This window comes from Brevibacillus brevis (assembly GCF_031583145.1).
In the GTDB taxonomy this organism is placed as follows: Bacteria; Bacillota; Bacilli; order Brevibacillales; family Brevibacillaceae; genus Brevibacillus; species Brevibacillus brevis_E.
The window spans coordinates 4,567,905-4,582,129 of the sequence record NZ_CP134050.1 but is presented as its reverse complement, the minus strand read 5'-3'; the positions used below and the strand labels follow the sequence as shown (position 1 = coordinate 4,582,129).

Genomic DNA, 14,225 nt, shown 5'->3' with positions numbered 1-14,225 from the left:
ATCTGACAATGCAGTGATCGGGAAGTGGCTCAGCTTGGTAGAGCGCTTGGTTCGGGACCAAGAGGTCGCAGGTTCAAATCCTGTCTTCCCGACCAGTCCATCCCTCTTTCGTGGCGGGATGTTGACAAAATATGTGCCGGTATGGCGGAATTGGCAGACGCGCGCGACTCAAAATCGTGAGGGAAACCGTGGGGGTTCAAGTCCCTCTACCGGCACCAGCATTCTATACATATCGTTTTTGTTTCAAGGTGGGAAACAGCGTGAAAAACCTGTTTCTCACTTTTTTCATACAGATAGGAATTTATAAAATTCCTATCCAGTATAAGGGCAACATAGCGAGACTTCGAACACAGTGAGATAGCAAGACTTGTGCCCTTTGGGTACCGCGGCTCCGCCAAAAGGCATGGCGTAGCCAGGTTTTCTAATTTTCAGCCGCCTTGTACAATAAGAAGGGAACAAGGAGGGTGATTTCATGAGACTGGCTGGAAAGCGTGTGGTCTGCTACGTCGAACACGAATTTGAAGATTTGGAGCTGTGGTATCCCGTGCTGCGGCTTCGAGAAGAAGGGGCTGCCGTCGATTTGGTCGGTCCGGAGGCTGGCAAGACGTACACCGGAAAATACGGAGTGCCGTGCGTGTCCGACAAGTCGATCCGCGAAGTGCAGGCGGCCGATTATGACGGCGTTCTGGTTCCAGGGGGCTGGGCTCCCGACAAGCTGCGCCGATATCCGGAAATCTTGGGGTTCATTCAGGAGATGGACCGTGCGAAAAAGCCGATCGGGCACATTTGCCATGCCGGCTGGGTCCTGGTTTCCGCCAAGGTTCTCCAGGGAGTCCGGACGACCTCCACACCCGGAATCAAGGACGATATGGAAAATGCGGGCGCTGTCTGGGTGGACGAGGAGGTCGTAGTAGACGGACATATCATCGGTTCGAGACAGCCGCCGGATCTGCCGGCTTACGCCAAGGCATTCGCGGACGTCCTCGCAGGGGAAACTTCCGGCCGTTAAGCCAAACGAAAAAAGCTCTCAGACTGCGGCGACGGCCGACCTGGGAGCTTTTTTCATTGGCGCCGATTGCCGGGGAAGCGGATAGGGGGAGGGGACACCCATTCCTGTTCTCAAGTCTTCTTGCCCTTGCCCTTCCACGGAGGATCGCCCAATTTGTGCAGCTTCCCGTTGATTTTGAAAAGGAGATAGGGAATCAAAAACGACAGCACGACGCCTGTCAGCGTCAAATAAGGAGGCAGGGTTCCCAATAGCTTCTGCATGAAGACTCACCTTCCCAAGGAATGTTCGGTCTTGTTGATCCCGCCTACATTTCGTATGAAGACTTCGGCGTTTACTGCGATCTCGCACTTCTCATACAGCTTTTGCCCCTTCTCCCAATCATGGCTGATCTGCTTCCACAACGAATGGTGGTACTGCTTGAGGTGGCGTCCCAGCCGGAGAACGTCTGCCGGCATATCCTTGTGGACCTTGGTGATCGTGTCGTTGGACATGCGGACGATCTCTTTGGCAAAAGCGGACTGGAGCTTGGAGATGGATTTGCCATTCAACAAATCCATGGGATAAAACGACTCCACGACAGCGCCTTCGCACTGGATGTTGATGGTGAATTTGATGTGCTGACGATCCCGTACGTCCGCTTTGATGCTCCGTTTCGCCCCCTGAATATTGAGGACGACCAGATCGCTTCCGACTCTGGCTTTCAAGATTCCGCCGCGGATCTCCCCGGTCAAGAAATTCAACCCTTCCGTTTCCTCTTCTCCCAGGAATCCGATCAAGTGGTTGTCCGGGTTGATAATAGCGGCTCCCGCCATTTTGACCTCCGACTTTTCAGCCGTGATCCTCGGGAGAGCAAAACTGAAGTCCTTCAGCAGCTGTTCGTGGACGTCCCCAAGGCGGACAACCGGGAGCATCCGCGCGTTTTTGCTGATGTTATCGCCGATCGAGTCGATGTAGAGAGCCGGCAGCTTTTCCGTCTTCGGCTTCACTTCGATCACTTTTTTGGCTTCGCCTTTGGAGATGAACACTTTGGTGCTGCGGCGAGAGTCAGGATCGCGCAGCGAGAAGTCGATGGCATTGGCGAAGCCGTACTTGCTTCTGGCGATTTCATCCGAGATTACGATGACCTTCAAATGCTGGTAAAAAGGGGTGCGGCTGGTCCGTGTGGCCAATTCACGCGACACTTCAAACAGGGAGTCTCCTTCCGACGTGATGTTGAGGAAGGCTTCGTTCGCCGTATTTTGCCCGCCGCCACCACCCCCATTGGACTGGCCCGCCGCGATCATGCCGCCCGGGATGACCAACTGTGTGGTGACCAGAAAGCGGCTTTGGCCATCCGGCTTGTTCGGCGCTTCTTTATGTGCCTGCTGATGTGCCAGTTTGTTGCGGGGAGCGTCCACGGCGACTCCGACCACGAAGCCGCGTTCCTCGATCTGCACCTGATCCCAGCAGCCGGTTAGGAGAAGCGATGCAGCAAGTGCGACTGTCCCATAGGGCAGCAGGCGTTTATTCATGCCCTTTCACCCCGCGCAGACAGGCGATGCCAAAAAGAAGGATCGGGAGCAAGTAGACGATGACGATCCCGTAGTAAACCAGCCAGTCGCCAAACGAGAAAAAGTTGATCAACGTCTGCGGCAGCATGGAGATGAAGTAAATGACCGGAGAGAGAACCAGGATCCAGACGATTTTGTCGACGCGTCTGAACATCGAGGTCAGATTGAGCAAAGTAATATCCAGCCACATGGCACACGTATTGAAAATCGTCATGATCCAGATGGTGAAAAACATAGACTCGACCCTTTCGAAAAAACCGCCGGGGACCTCCACTTCCTTTGCCAGCTCAATCGTCGGGTACGTCAGGTTTTTGGCTACCTCCGTCGAAAACACCGCGACGACGAATATGTAGATGATGGCGTAAAGGACAACGGGGATCAAAAGGCCAATCAGCACCGATTTCGTCGCATCCTGAGGGCGTTTCATCAGCATCGTGTAAAACAAAATGATTTCAAAGCCTGAGTAGGAAATGCCGACATCCTTGCAAGCCTTCAGCAGCGTGCTCCAACTGGATGAGAAGTACGGGCGAACGTTTTCCATCTGGATGAGCGGCTGGGTAAAAGCGAGAACCACCGCCATCACGAACAAGACGATGGGCAAAAACACGAGGTTCAGGCGCAGTAAGGAAATGCGTGATCCAGCTGCGGCGTATTGGACGACCAGCAGAAAGCTCAAGGTAATCATTTCTACCGGAGTATTGAAGAACAAATACTGTTTGGAGATGGTTCCGATCGCTCTGATTTCAAATGCGACGAACAGCAGCGTGTAGATGCAGACGAGAAAGGTCAGGACATAGCCGACCGGTCTTGTGGCGATCAGGGACGTGTACTCGAAAAACGTCTGCCGGGGAAAGCGGGATGCCAGCTTGGCCAGCAGCCAGGCAATTCCGTAGGCCATCGCACCGCTCAGCAGGACGGAAATCCAGCCGTCAAAAGCACCGGTCGCTTTTGCCAAGGTTCGGGGAAACGTCAGGATCCCGACCCCGATCGTGACGGACGCGATGTTGAGTCCCATGTGGTTTTTTCCGATCAGTTTTTCCGATAAGGTTTGAGCGCTCATGATGGATCCCCTGACTTCATGCGAGTGTCGTCTTGCGGATGCAGCGACTTCGGCCGATTTTTCAAGAAGGTGACGGGAGCGCGCAGAATGAGGTCCTTCCAGTCCCGCGGCATTTGCGGCGCTAACGGAGCCAGGTACGGATACCCGATGCTCGTCAGGTTGGACAGATGGATCATGATCACGATCAAGCTGAGCACGACGCCGTACACGCCGAAAATCGCTGCGGCAAACATCGCCAAGTAGCGTATCATCCGAAAAGCGATCGCCAGATGATAGGCAGGGATGGCGAAGGAAGCGATCGCCGTCAAAGCCACGACGATGACCATGACCGGACTCACGATTCCGGCGGATACAGCAGCGTCGCCGATGACCAGTCCTCCCACGATTCCTACCGTTTGCCCGATCGGCTTGGGCAAGCGCAGTCCCGCTTCCTGCAGCAGCTCCATCGTGGTCACCATCATGAGCGATTCCAAGAAGGCGGGGAACGGAACGCCGTCTCGGGTAGCCGCGATCGAAAAGGCAAGGTCGGAGGGGATCATCCCCGGGTGATACGTAACGAGGGCGATGTAGAACGCAGGAGAAAACACGGCCAAGAAGGCGGCCAGATACCGCAGAAGCCGGGCGAGCGACCCGACGATCCAGCGTTCGTAGTAATCTTCCGGCGAGTGCATGAGCAGTCCGAGCGTGACAGGGACGATCAGGACCATCGGCGTGCCGTCCAGCAAGATGGCGATGCGGCCGTGAAACAGGGAGGCGGCGACTTTGTCCGGCCGCTCCGTGTTGTGGATCTGCGGGAAAGGCGACAAAAAGTCGTCTTCGATCCACTGTTCAATAAAGCCGGACTCTTCCACTTCATCGATGTCGATTGTGGCGATACGGCGCTTCACTTCGTCCAGCAGCTCCTTGTCCACGATGTCGTCGATGTAGGCGACGATGAGCTCCGTCTTGCTGCGCTGCCCTACCAGACAGCCGTCGAAGCGCAGGTGGAAATCCTTGACTCGTCTGCGGATACGGACCGTGTTGTCGCGGATGCTCTCCGTAAAGCCATCCCGCGGGCCGCGTACGAGTCCCTCGGACACGGGCTCTTCCAGGGATCGCGTCTTCCAGCCTTTGCTATCGATCATGATGACCTCGCTCGCGCCATCCACGAACAAGGCTGTATCGCCGGAGAGGACGCTATCGAGGATCTGATTCAAATCAGACACTTTTTTTATCTCAATGACGGACAGGACTTCTTCGTAGAGCAGGGAGAGAATGGCGTCCGGCTCGACCGGGACGTTTTTGTTTGCGGTGGAAATCATCAGTTGGATATTCGCCAAAACCTGCTCGTGAATCATATCGCTGTCGACCAGTCCGTCGATGCAGACGATTGCGCAGGAGTGATTCGTTTTTCCGATAAAAAAAGAACGGACCAAAAGGTCGTGCGGATTGCCCAGGATTGACCGGATCGAATCGATGTTGTCCTGCAAGCCCGTCGTGAGCGAGGCAGGTGCAGCTGATTGCGGCCGTAAATGCTGCATGAGAGAAGAGGAGGCTTTCTTTTTGCGATGCTGTGCCAAGTATCTGCGCAACATGGGAGTTCCTCCCGTTCCAAAAAGCGAATATCATGTTAGAGCGATTTTTTCCAGAACTCGACCATTTTATGCGGATGAAAGTTCCACGGGAAAGTTTTCCGCAACTCATTGAACAACCAGATCAGGTATGATACATTCGGCATGGTAGAATAGAGAAGTAGTAGAGAGAATAGCAACAATGGAGAGGGTGGTAGGCAAGTGTCTCAAAGTCAAGTGATGACTCGGGAGACGGATTTCTCCCGTCTTGCACATACATGGGAAGAACTCGCGAAACGAATGGACGAGAAAGGGGATCACACGACCCCTGCAAAACTCAGACAGCTTGCGGAAAAGACGAAACGGGCCGAGCTGAATATCGCCTTTTGCGGTCACTTTTCCGCAGGCAAATCGACCATGATCAACACGCTTTTGGGCGTAAATCTGCTGCCCTCAAATCCGATCCCGACCAGCGCCAATGTGGTCAAGATTCGCGGAGGGGAAAAAGCGGCCCGCGTCTACACCACAAACAGCGGCGTGCTTACATTCGATCCCGATACGGAGATGGAAAAGCTGAAACAGTTTGCTGTCGACGGGGATACAGTGGAGACGGTGGAAGTCTCTTATCCGGGCACGCTGCTTGACGAGCAATCCAGCCTGCTCGATACACCGGGAATCGACTCGACGGACGCCGCGCACAAAATCGCGACGGAATCCGCGCTGCATCTGGCGGACGTCGTCATTTACATGATGGACTACAATCACGTTCAAGCGGAGGAGAACTTCAACTTCACCAAAACGTTGAAAGACCGGGGAAAGCCGGTCTATCTCGTCGTGAACATGATCGACAAGCACATCGATTTCGAGCTGGACTTTGACAGCTACAAGGAGAGTGTCGAGGAAGCGTTCGCGACGTGGAACATTCATCCGGACGGCATCTTCTACACCTCGCTGGCCGAACCGGATCATCCGGAAAACCAGTACGAAGAGTTTCGGGGCAAGCTGCTCCAGCTGATCGGCAGCCGCGAAGAGCTGGTAGAAGCGAGCGTGAAGAGCGCCGCCCAGCATTTGATCGACGAGCATGTGAATGTGCTCAAGGCAGCAAACGCGGGCCAGCGCCAGCAATGGGAAGCCAAGCTGGACGACCTGGAAGCAGCCGGACTCGACACCAAAGACGCAGCCGCCGTACATGAGGCGCTTCGCCAGGCGGAGTCGGAAGCTGCCGCTTTGGCCGAACGCGCGAATGAAGCGAGAAGAAGCATGGAAAAAGAACTGAGCGTGCTTCTGGACAACGCCCGCTTGACGTATTACAGCACCAACGAAGCGGCTCAAAGCTACCTTGAGAGCAAAAAGCCAGGCTTCAAGCTCGGCTTTTTGTTCGCCGGAAAAAAGACGGAAGAGGAAAAGGCCCGCAGGGAGGAAGCCTTGCTCGCCGACCTGCGCGAGAAAGTGGCAGGAAACCTGGACTTCCATTTCAAGGAGCTGCTGAGCAAACAGCCGCAGCTGTACGGCATCCGCGACGAAGAGTATCACGCAGAGGTCCATGCCACCGCGATCGAAATCACGCCGGAATTCCTCGCTGCCCACATCAAGGACGGGGCCCAGTCGCGAGAGTACGTCATGAATTACTGCAAGGATGTAGCGGACGGGATCAAGCTCGAGTATCGCCGTGCCGGACTCGGCTTCATCGAGCGGATCGTGGCCCGCATCGAGCAGCAAGCCAAGGAGCAAGGTGCTGAGCAGGAAGCGCGTCTGAACGTCTTGCGAGAGCTGGCTGCGGTTCACGGGAAGCTGGCTGAGCTGGCGACGGTGGAAGAACAAACAAGACAGGAGCTTCTGGCGATCTTGCAAAAAGGAGAACAAGTAGCATGAATCAACTGAGAGAAAAGCTGTATGCCGCTGCTGCGCGGCTGCGGCGGACGAGTGAAGAAATAACGGGAGTGCCGGGAATGCAGGCACAGGCGGGGGCCATGCTCGAGCGGGCAGACCGCCTGGAAGCGAATCGCTTTACCGTGGCTTTGTTCGGTGCGTTCAGTGCGGGGAAATCCTCCTTCGCCAATGCGCTCATGGGCGATATGGTCCTGCCGGTATCGCCCAATCCGACTACGGCGGCAATCAACAAGATCATGCCTCCGACGGAACAATATCCGCACGGGACGGTCCGTGTCGTGCTGAAGAGCGGCGAGGCGATCGAGCAGGACGTACTCCGTTCGCTCGCCGTTTTCGGCTTGACTGCGACGGGCCTTGCGGATGCGCTGGCTGAGCTGGGCAAAATCGATGTGGCGCAAATTCCGCCGACTGCCAAGCCGCATTACACCTTCCTGAAAGCCGTCACCAAAGGGCTCGCCGACATGCAGGCCCATTTGGGCGGGGAGCTGCTCGTCGACATGCAGGCGTTCAAAGGCTTCGTCGCCAAGGAAGAGAAAGCGTGCTTCGCGGAGTACATCGAGCTGTTCTACTCTTGTCCGCTGACGGATCAGGGCATCGTCCTGGTGGATACCCCCGGAGCGGACTCGATCAATGCCCGCCATACCGGGGTCGCCTTTGAATATATGAAAAACGCGGATGCAGTCCTGTTCGTGACGTATTACAACCACGCCTTTTCCCAGGCGGACCATGAATTTTTGCTGCAGATGGGCCGCGTGAAGGACACGTTTGAAATGGACAAAATGTTCTTCATCGTGAATGCAGCGGACCTCGCAGCGTCCGAAGAGGAGCTGCAAGGCGTGATTTCCCACGTGGAAAAGAACCTGCTTTCCTGCGGAATTCGCTTGCCGCGCATCTATCCGGTGTCGAGCCAGACGGCACTTTTGGCACGCATGCACGAAAAAGGCAAGCTGGCCGCTTCGGCAGAAAAAGTATACCGCCAGAGAACGCAGACTCCGGAAGGCGCGGAGCTGATGCCGGCAAGCGAGGCGTTCAAGCTGTCGGGCATGGCGGCCTTTGAAGCGGAGTTCCTGCGCTTTACCATTGAAGAGCTGACCCAGATCGCGGTAGGCGCCGCGATGGGCGAAATTCGCCGCGCTTACGATACGCTCGCTCAGTTCATGAGCATGGCCAAGTCGGGAGAGGACGAGCGGCTTGCGCGCAAAGCGGCGGCGCTCGAGGCCAAGACGTCCGCGCTGGCGGCAGTCGAGTCTCTGACGACGGCTTCCTTCGAGCGCGACTTGGCAAAAGAGCGGGAGGAACTGCTCTACTACGTCAAGCAACGGCTGTTCTTCCGCTTCAACGAGCTGTACAATTTCGCCTTCAATCCGTCCGTGCTCAAAGAGGACGGACGAAATATGAAGCAGGCGCTGCAAGGCTGTCTGACCGATCTGCTGCGGGCGATCAGCTATGATCTGGCTCAGGAGCTGCGGGCGACGACACTGCGCCTGGAGAAGTTTGTCAACAAACAGGGCCAGGCGCTCGTCGCCGGATGGCAGCGCGATGTGCAGGCATATGCGGACGGGCTGACACTGGCACCGTATCAGTCTCGCCAGGTGGAGACACTGTCCTTTGCGGAGGAGCTTCCGGGAGGAGCCGCATCTTTTCAGCCTGCGTTGGCCCTGTTTAAAAACACGAAGGACTTTTTTGAACAAGACGGCAAGCTGAAAGTGCGCGAAGAGCTGGAGAAGCGCATGCAGGAGCCGGTAGCGGCCTACGTCGCGACAGGCAACGAACAGCTGGCGGAGCAGTTTTCCGCGCTGTTTGGCGAACTCGTTGCGACAGAGCGCAGCCGCGTAATCGAACAGGTGAACGAGTACTTCACCGGTCTGTTCGCCGCGCTCGATATGAATGTCGACTTGGATGAACTGCAAGGCAAGCTGGATCGAGTGGCTGCCGAGCTGGCATAAACGATTCGGAAATAGATAGGAAAGACGCCCGGGTGAGTGCCCGGGCGTCGTCTTTTTTATCCGAAAGCTGCAACAGGCTGCAACTTCTTGGGAAAATCCTCCGTCTGCTTTTCATAGAAGGATCTTATCACCACAGAGGAGGAACAAGGAATGAAGGCATGGAGACAGAAAATTTTGCCAACGATTCTGGCTGGGACGTTGACCGTTTCTTTTGCGGCAGCGGTCAGCGCCAAAGGCAATAACGGAAATGGAAATGGCAATGGAAATGCCAACAAACAAAAAGGAAACGGACATTCCAAAGAAGTGAAGGTCGACAGCAGGTATTTCCAGTTTACCGATTTGAAGAAGCACTGGGCGGAAAATACCGTAAAAGTCATGGTGGACAAATCCATCATCAAGGGGTATCCGGATCACACTTTCCGTCCGAACAAGCCTGTCACCCAACTGGAAGCCTTGACGATGGTGATTAATTTGCTGACGCAAAACGAGGATCTGCTGACAGATGATGATTTCTATTACGGAGGGGACATCCCGGATTGGGCAGAGGACACGGTGAAGCTCGCGCTGGTCAACCATATCGTGGATGCAAGAGAGTTTTCGCCAAACAAACCGGCTACGCGGCTCTTTGTCGTCAAATTGCTGGTCAACGCCTTGGGCGCTGATTTTGAAGACGTGGACGACAGCAAATTGTACTTCGGGGACATTACATCGCTGACTTCCGAAGAAAAGGAATACCTGTCCTACGCGCTTCTGCAGTCGCTCGTAGCGGGTTACGAGGACAAGACGTTCAAGCCGAACAAACCGGTGACGCGCGCGGAGATGGCCGTATTCGTCAACCGGTTGCTGGGCAAGGTCGGCCAGGTCGACTTCGGCAACCACGTAAAAGGGACCATTTCCGATATCGATGTGGATGACGAGGAGTTGACCATCGGCTCGAAAACCTATGAGGTGGCCGATGACGTGACGGTCAAGATCAACGGGAAGAGCTCCAGCTTCGATTCCTTGTCCGAAGGGATGAAGATCGACGCGATTTTGAAGGATGGAGAGATCCGCACGATTTACGCGTACGGAACGAGTCAGGAGTATGGAGAAGTCAAATTCGCCATCGAAAAGATTTCCGACGGCTACGATTCCGACGAGCTGGACGAAGCGGTGAAAACAGGCTGGGAAGTCCGCGACAGCACCCCGGATCTGTCGGACAAAACGATGTGGATTTCCTTGAACGGCGGTACTGCCAGGAGCATCGATCTTTCCGAAATCGACGGCACACAGAAAAACGGGGGAGATGTCGCAGAAGCGTTGGAAGAGGCGATTGGCCGTGCGCTCGGCAAAGACGACCGCGTGGAGGTTTCCTTTGACAGCAAGCAGAAACGCTTTGTGTTCCAAACCGACAACAGCCCGGATGACGAGGTTCCGTCCATCAAGCTTGCCGGCAGCGCTTTGAGCGATCTGGGAATGGACAACAAAATCGCGGAGGGGCACCTGGGGAAGGATGCGGCGGAAGCCTGGAAAATTACCGTGAAATCGAAAGCGCCAGCCGACCAGAAGTACATCATCAAGGTAGAAGATGAACATCTCGAGGAGACCGTTGAAGTCAACGTCGATGACAATGATACAGCCGAAGAAATCGCAGACAAGATCGCGGATGCCCTCAAGGACAACAACGAGATCTACAGAGCGTACAAGGTCGAAGTCGACGACGAAACGGTTACCCTGACATCCAGAGAGAACGGGGAAGACTTGGGCCTTGAAATCAAGATCTCCAAAAAGTAGAAGAGCGGGAGTTGTTCGCAAGCGAAAAAGCCAACCGGGTGTGTTGGCTTTTTTTTGTCCCTCAAGAAGCCTCGATGAAAAATTTCTCAATGGGACGTGGTCTATCGCTTGTAAGTTGGAGGGAGAGCTAGGCGCGCTGCTGCTTTAGCGCCTCCCACTCTTCCCGGAGCATCCCCATCTTGATCGCATCGTAATACTCTCCGCGGACGATCCTCGCCTTTCTCACACGTGCCTCCAGCTGCATTCCGCAGCGCGCGGCCAGCTTCATCATCCGCTCGTTTCCAGACCAGGTGCCGATCCCGAGGCGCACCGTATTCATGTTGGCAAACAGATAGTCGATCCACATCTGGAAGGCTTCGCTGCCATAGCCATTGGACCAGTAACGGGAATCGTAGATGACGATTCCGATCTCGCACCAGTTGGTCACCTCCGACACCCAATAGCGGCCCACACTTCCCCGCAGCTCTCCGTCGATTTCGATCATCAATTCCGTACGAGGGGCATCTGTGTCGACGAGCGCCAGCGACTCCTGGTACCGGGGCTGGGCCTTGAACTCCTCTTTGGTGAGCGGATCCAAGGGCTTGTACGGCCCGTTCCAGTTCAAATGGTCCCGATCGTCTGCTTCGTAATTCCAGAAGTAGAGAACATCCAGATCATCGGGGCGGATATCCCGGAGAATGACTTTTTTCCCTTGCAGGTGAATCGGCATGCGGTTTTCCTCGCTTCCCTTTTTTGATAGGATTACTGTATAAAAATTCTGTTCTTATTCATAGAGACAAAAATAAAGAATCGGATAAGGACAGATGGAGGGGGCCGCATGGATTTTACACCTGTGCTGGACATGGAGAGCAAAGAGCCGCTCTATCAGCAGCTCTACCTGCAAATGAGCCGAGCAATCGCCACGGGGACCATATCAGCTGGAGAGCGCTTGCCGTCCATCCGGCAGCTCGCCAAATCGAGCGGCGTGGGAAAGATCACGGTGGAGGCGGCCTATCAGCAGCTGCTGGCGGAAGGGTACATTACGAGTCGGGAGCGCAGCGGTTTTTTCGCCGCTGAATTGGACGTGTGGGCGGAAGGGACGGAGCACCGTACAAAGCCACGGAGGGTGGAAATACCGCAGAAAAAGGAGAGGAAGCTCCCGAACACCCGCTATAATTTCCATGGATCGGTAGTGGATACCGGCGCTTTTCCGTACCGGGAGTGGCGTACCTGCATGCTGGAGGCGATGGAGAGGCACGCGGAGGATTTCGCTTTTTACGGGGACAACCAGGGGGAGTGGGAGTTTCGAGTGGAGCTGGCCGACTATTTGCGCAGGGCGCGCACGCTTCATTGCGAGCCGGAGCAGATCTTGATCGGTACGGGTCTTCAGCAAGCGCTCAGCTTTATGTGCCTGCTGCTGGCGGACCGACACCGTGTGGTTGCCGTCGAGGAACCGGGCTACGCCGATGCCCGGGTCGTGTTTTCGCATCACGGGTACGAGGTCGTGCCGATCCCGCTGGAGGATGACGGGCTGTCGATCGAAAGCCTGGAGCGGAGCGGCGCGACGGTGGTATACACGACCCCGGCCCACCAGTATCCGCACGGGATGGTCATGCCTGTAGCCAAGCGGCAGCGTCTGCTGCAATGGGCAGGCAAAGTCCGCGGGGTGATCATCGAGAACGATTATGACGGCGAATTCCGCTACAATGTCAAGCCGACACCGTCTTTGCAAGGGATGGACCGCGACGGGACGGTCGTCTACATCGGGAATTTCTCCAAAGCCTTCTCGCCTGCGCTGCGTCTGGACCTGCGCTGCGTCTGGACTATACGGTGCTCCCTCCAGAGCTGCTGGAGCGCTACCTCACTTCTTTCTCGGCCTATCCGTCCCCGGTCTCCCGGCATTTGCAGCGAACCATGCAGCTGTTTATGCAAAAGGGACATTGGGAAAAGCATGTACGGAAAGTGAGGACGCTGTACCACCGCAAGCACGGCCTGCTGCTTGACGCCATTCATGCGCATATGCCCTCGGAGGTCCGCGTCTTGAGTCATTCGGTTGGTTTGCACATCCTGCTTCAAATCGATACGAACAGAAGCGAAGACAGGCTGATTGCCCAGGCGCTTGACGCCGGCATACGGGTGTATCCGAGCGGGCGCAGCTGGTTCAGGCCGCCGGGCGGACAATCGCCTCGCATCATTGTCGGCTTTGGCGGGATGAAGGAGGAGGATATCGAGGAAGGGATCCGCTTGCTTGCGGAGGCGTGGTTCGGAAAGCGCTCCAGCCCCCGCCGTTTTCTGGTGAAGGAGGAGCGCCGTATTGACTTTTACTGCACCTGAACTTGCCCGCTGCTGTCCAGCGACACCTTGAATTCCTTCACGACGACCGGTTCCGATCCGCTGTTGTTCAAGTCGTGCTTGAGCACTTTGAAGGTGCCGTCCCCGGTCAGTTGGCCCGTGTATTCCACGCCGAACAGGTCGGACTTGTAAAAGCTGAAATTGGCAAGCTCGGTCTGCTTCAGCTGCTCGGCCACCAGCTTTCCGTCTCCGCTGAACATGGCGTTGCGCAGCTGCTCGGATGATTCGTATTTTTGCTGGAGGTAGGTCTTCAACTGCTGGGCGACTTCTGATTCAGCCAGCTGCTTTCCCGCCTCGACGGCTTGCTTTCCGGCTTCGACGACCTGTTTTCCGGCCTCTACCGCCTGCTTTCCGGTTTCAACGGCTTGTTGCGCGCTTTGGACTCCCTCGGAGATGTCCGAGCAGGCAGTCAGCAGCAGCGCACACCCCAAAATCAATGCTTTGCGCATGATTGCAATCCCTTCCTTCCTGCTGCAAATCGTCAAGATCCAGACTTTATTTATTTTAGCGTATCTCCTCTTTCCGCGCATCCGCATATGATGGGGTAAGCGTAAGAGCTGCACTGATTACAGGGAGGAAGCGCAATGATTCAAGGCAAAGTAAAATGGTTTAGCAAGGAAAAAGGGTATGGGTTTATTGAACGGGATGGGGGACCCGATGTGTTCGTGCACTACTCGGCGATTTCGGGTACGGGCTATCGCAATTTGGAAGAGGGCGAGCAAGTCACGTTTGAAATCGTGAATGGACAGCGGGGATTGCAAGCTGCCAACGTAGCCCGCAAAGGTGTCTAAGGGAAGAGGAAACAAACAAAGATGATAATCCGGACGCCGTCTTGACGATATTTCGACGGCGTCTTTGTTGCGTCTATAGCCGGTAGATATAGACCGAAAGAGCGATCACCAGCACGAGGGTGATCGTGCCGTAGATGAGCAGAAGATTGCGGGAGCGGTGGGCAAAACTGCGTTGTTTCGCTTCCGCGGGATTCAAACCGATCCGAAACGTGAGGATCAGGGCGATGAACACCAGAATAAAGACAATGATGATAAAAGGGTAAATCGGCATGACCTTGTCTCTTCCTTTCCGTCAGGCTTACCTCGATCATATAATGAGCCGTAG

Annotated in this window: 14 protein-coding genes and 2 tRNA genes; 9 read left to right on the top strand and 7 right to left on the bottom strand. The window is 55.4% G+C overall.

Features of this window, described 5'->3' with window-relative positions:
* Positions 1-18: 18 nt before the first annotated feature.
* The 3 genes from RGB73_RS22850 to RGB73_RS22840 all read left to right on the top strand — a co-directional run bounded on the left by RGB73_RS22850 (position 19) and on the right by RGB73_RS22840 (position 1,009).
* Positions 19-95: transfer RNA gene (locus tag RGB73_RS22850), tRNA-Pro, on the top strand.
* 40 nt (positions 96-135) lie between these two features.
* A tRNA-Leu gene (locus tag RGB73_RS22845) sits at positions 136-218 on the top strand.
* Between the two features lie 254 nt (positions 219-472).
* Positions 473-1,009: a type 1 glutamine amidotransferase domain-containing protein gene (locus tag RGB73_RS22840; RefSeq protein WP_310765017.1), complete on the top strand. Its 537-nt coding sequence runs from the start codon at positions 473-475 to the stop codon at positions 1,007-1,009.
* A gap of 110 nt (positions 1,010-1,119) precedes the next feature.
* Here RGB73_RS22840 and RGB73_RS22835 read toward each other — a convergent pair whose 3' ends face one another.
* Genes RGB73_RS22835 through RGB73_RS22820 form a run of 4 tightly spaced genes read right to left on the bottom strand, consistent with a single transcriptional unit; the run spans position 1,120 to position 5,193 of the window.
* Complete coding sequence (locus tag RGB73_RS22835) at positions 1,120-1,269, bottom strand: hypothetical protein (RefSeq protein ID WP_310765016.1); 150 nt, start codon at positions 1,267-1,269, stop codon at positions 1,120-1,122.
* Between the two features lie 6 nt (positions 1,270-1,275).
* A complete protein-coding gene (locus RGB73_RS22830; RefSeq protein ID WP_310765015.1) occupies positions 1,276-2,520 on the bottom strand; it encodes a Ger(x)C family spore germination protein in 1,245 nt (414 codons plus the stop codon).
* A complete protein-coding gene (locus RGB73_RS22825) occupies positions 2,513-3,619 on the bottom strand; it encodes a GerAB/ArcD/ProY family transporter (protein WP_310765014.1) in 1,107 nt (368 codons plus the stop codon). Before RGB73_RS22825 ends, RGB73_RS22830 begins: the two co-directional genes overlap by 8 nt.
* Positions 3,616-5,193 (bottom strand): spore germination protein, encoded by a 1,578-nt coding sequence (locus RGB73_RS22820; RefSeq protein ID WP_310765013.1) that lies wholly within the window; start codon positions 5,191-5,193, stop codon positions 3,616-3,618. Before RGB73_RS22820 ends, RGB73_RS22825 begins: the two co-directional genes overlap by 4 nt.
* Before the next feature lie 216 nt (positions 5,194-5,409).
* Between RGB73_RS22820 and RGB73_RS22815 the strand changes: the two genes are divergently transcribed.
* The 3 genes from RGB73_RS22815 (at position 5,410) to RGB73_RS22805 (ending at position 10,778) form a co-directional block, all read left to right on the top strand.
* A complete protein-coding gene (locus RGB73_RS22815; RefSeq protein ID WP_310774488.1) occupies positions 5,410-7,041 on the top strand; it encodes a dynamin family protein in 1,632 nt (543 codons plus the stop codon).
* On the top strand, positions 7,038-9,005 hold the full coding sequence (locus tag RGB73_RS22810; protein ID WP_310765012.1) for a dynamin family protein: 1,968 nt from the start codon (positions 7,038-7,040) through the stop codon (positions 9,003-9,005). Before RGB73_RS22815 ends, RGB73_RS22810 begins: the two co-directional genes overlap by 4 nt.
* A 150-nt stretch (positions 9,006-9,155) precedes the next feature.
* Positions 9,156-10,778 carry an S-layer homology domain-containing protein gene (locus RGB73_RS22805; protein ID WP_310765011.1) on the top strand — a complete coding sequence of 541 codons (1,623 nt, stop codon included), beginning with the start codon at positions 9,156-9,158 and terminating at the stop codon, positions 10,776-10,778.
* A 127-nt stretch (positions 10,779-10,905) separates the two neighbouring features.
* Here the strand turns inward: RGB73_RS22805 and RGB73_RS22800 are convergent, their stop codons facing one another.
* Positions 10,906-11,487, bottom strand: coding sequence for a GNAT family N-acetyltransferase (locus RGB73_RS22800; RefSeq protein ID WP_310765010.1), 582 nt, complete (start codon positions 11,485-11,487; stop codon positions 10,906-10,908).
* 108 nt (positions 11,488-11,595) lie between these two features.
* Here RGB73_RS22800 and pdxR point away from each other — a divergent pair, with 108 nt between their 5' ends.
* Positions 11,596-12,723 (top strand): MocR-like pyridoxine biosynthesis transcription factor PdxR, encoded by a 1,128-nt coding sequence (gene pdxR / locus RGB73_RS22795; RefSeq protein ID WP_310765009.1) that lies wholly within the window; start codon positions 11,596-11,598, stop codon positions 12,721-12,723.
* A 74-nt stretch (positions 12,724-12,797) separates the two neighbouring features.
* Positions 12,798-13,091, top strand: a complete 294-nt coding sequence (locus tag RGB73_RS22790) for a hypothetical protein (protein WP_310765008.1) — start codon at positions 12,798-12,800, stop codon at positions 13,089-13,091.
* Here the strand turns inward: RGB73_RS22790 and RGB73_RS22785 are convergent.
* The gene (locus tag RGB73_RS22785; protein ID WP_310765007.1) at positions 13,079-13,558 is read right to left on the bottom strand and encodes a hypothetical protein; all 480 of its coding nucleotides are present in this window, start codon (positions 13,556-13,558) and stop codon (positions 13,079-13,081) included. The genes RGB73_RS22790 and RGB73_RS22785 overlap by 13 nt on opposite strands.
* A gap of 135 nt (positions 13,559-13,693) precedes the next feature.
* Between RGB73_RS22785 and RGB73_RS22780 the strand changes: the two genes are divergently transcribed.
* Positions 13,694-13,900 (top strand): cold-shock protein, encoded by a 207-nt coding sequence (locus RGB73_RS22780; RefSeq protein WP_310765006.1) that lies wholly within the window; start codon positions 13,694-13,696, stop codon positions 13,898-13,900.
* A gap of 73 nt (positions 13,901-13,973) precedes the next feature.
* On the opposite strand, the gene RGB73_RS22775 is transcribed toward RGB73_RS22780, so the two are convergent.
* The gene (locus RGB73_RS22775) at positions 13,974-14,171 is read right to left on the bottom strand and encodes a hypothetical protein (protein WP_310765005.1); all 198 of its coding nucleotides are present in this window, start codon (positions 14,169-14,171) and stop codon (positions 13,974-13,976) included.
* Positions 14,172-14,225 lie beyond the last annotated feature (54 nt).

What these genes read in the sequence shown, in the direction of transcription:
- RGB73_RS22825 (WP_310765014.1), bottom strand. Translation starts at nt 3,619, where the DNA reads ATGAGCGCTCAAACCTTATCGGAAAAACTGATCGGAAAAAACCACATG.
- pdxR (WP_310765009.1), top strand. Translation starts at nt 11,596, where the DNA reads ATGGATTTTACACCTGTGCTGGACATGGAGAGCAAAGAGCCGCTCTAT.
- RGB73_RS22810 (WP_310765012.1), top strand. Translation starts at nt 7,038, where the DNA reads ATGAATCAACTGAGAGAAAAGCTGTATGCCGCTGCTGCGCGGCTGCGG.
- RGB73_RS22840 (WP_310765017.1), top strand. Translation starts at nt 473, where the DNA reads ATGAGACTGGCTGGAAAGCGTGTGGTCTGCTACGTCGAACACGAATTT.
- RGB73_RS22820 (WP_310765013.1), bottom strand. Translation starts at nt 5,193, where the DNA reads ATGTTGCGCAGATACTTGGCACAGCATCGCAAAAAGAAAGCCTCCTCT.
- RGB73_RS22780 (WP_310765006.1), top strand. Translation starts at nt 13,694, where the DNA reads ATGATTCAAGGCAAAGTAAAATGGTTTAGCAAGGAAAAAGGGTATGGG.
- RGB73_RS22800 (WP_310765010.1), bottom strand. Translation starts at nt 11,487, where the DNA reads ATGCCGATTCACCTGCAAGGGAAAAAAGTCATTCTCCGGGATATCCGC.
- RGB73_RS22835 (WP_310765016.1), bottom strand. Translation starts at nt 1,269, where the DNA reads ATGCAGAAGCTATTGGGAACCCTGCCTCCTTATTTGACGCTGACAGGC.
- RGB73_RS22775 (WP_310765005.1), bottom strand. Translation starts at nt 14,171, where the DNA reads ATGCCGATTTACCCTTTTATCATCATTGTCTTTATTCTGGTGTTCATC.
- RGB73_RS22815 (WP_310774488.1), top strand. Translation starts at nt 5,410, where the DNA reads ATGACTCGGGAGACGGATTTCTCCCGTCTTGCACATACATGGGAAGAA.
- RGB73_RS22805 (WP_310765011.1), top strand. Translation starts at nt 9,156, where the DNA reads ATGAAGGCATGGAGACAGAAAATTTTGCCAACGATTCTGGCTGGGACG.
- RGB73_RS22830 (WP_310765015.1), bottom strand. Translation starts at nt 2,520, where the DNA reads ATGAATAAACGCCTGCTGCCCTATGGGACAGTCGCACTTGCTGCATCG.
- RGB73_RS22785 (WP_310765007.1), bottom strand. Translation starts at nt 13,558, where the DNA reads ATGCGCAAAGCATTGATTTTGGGGTGTGCGCTGCTGCTGACTGCCTGC.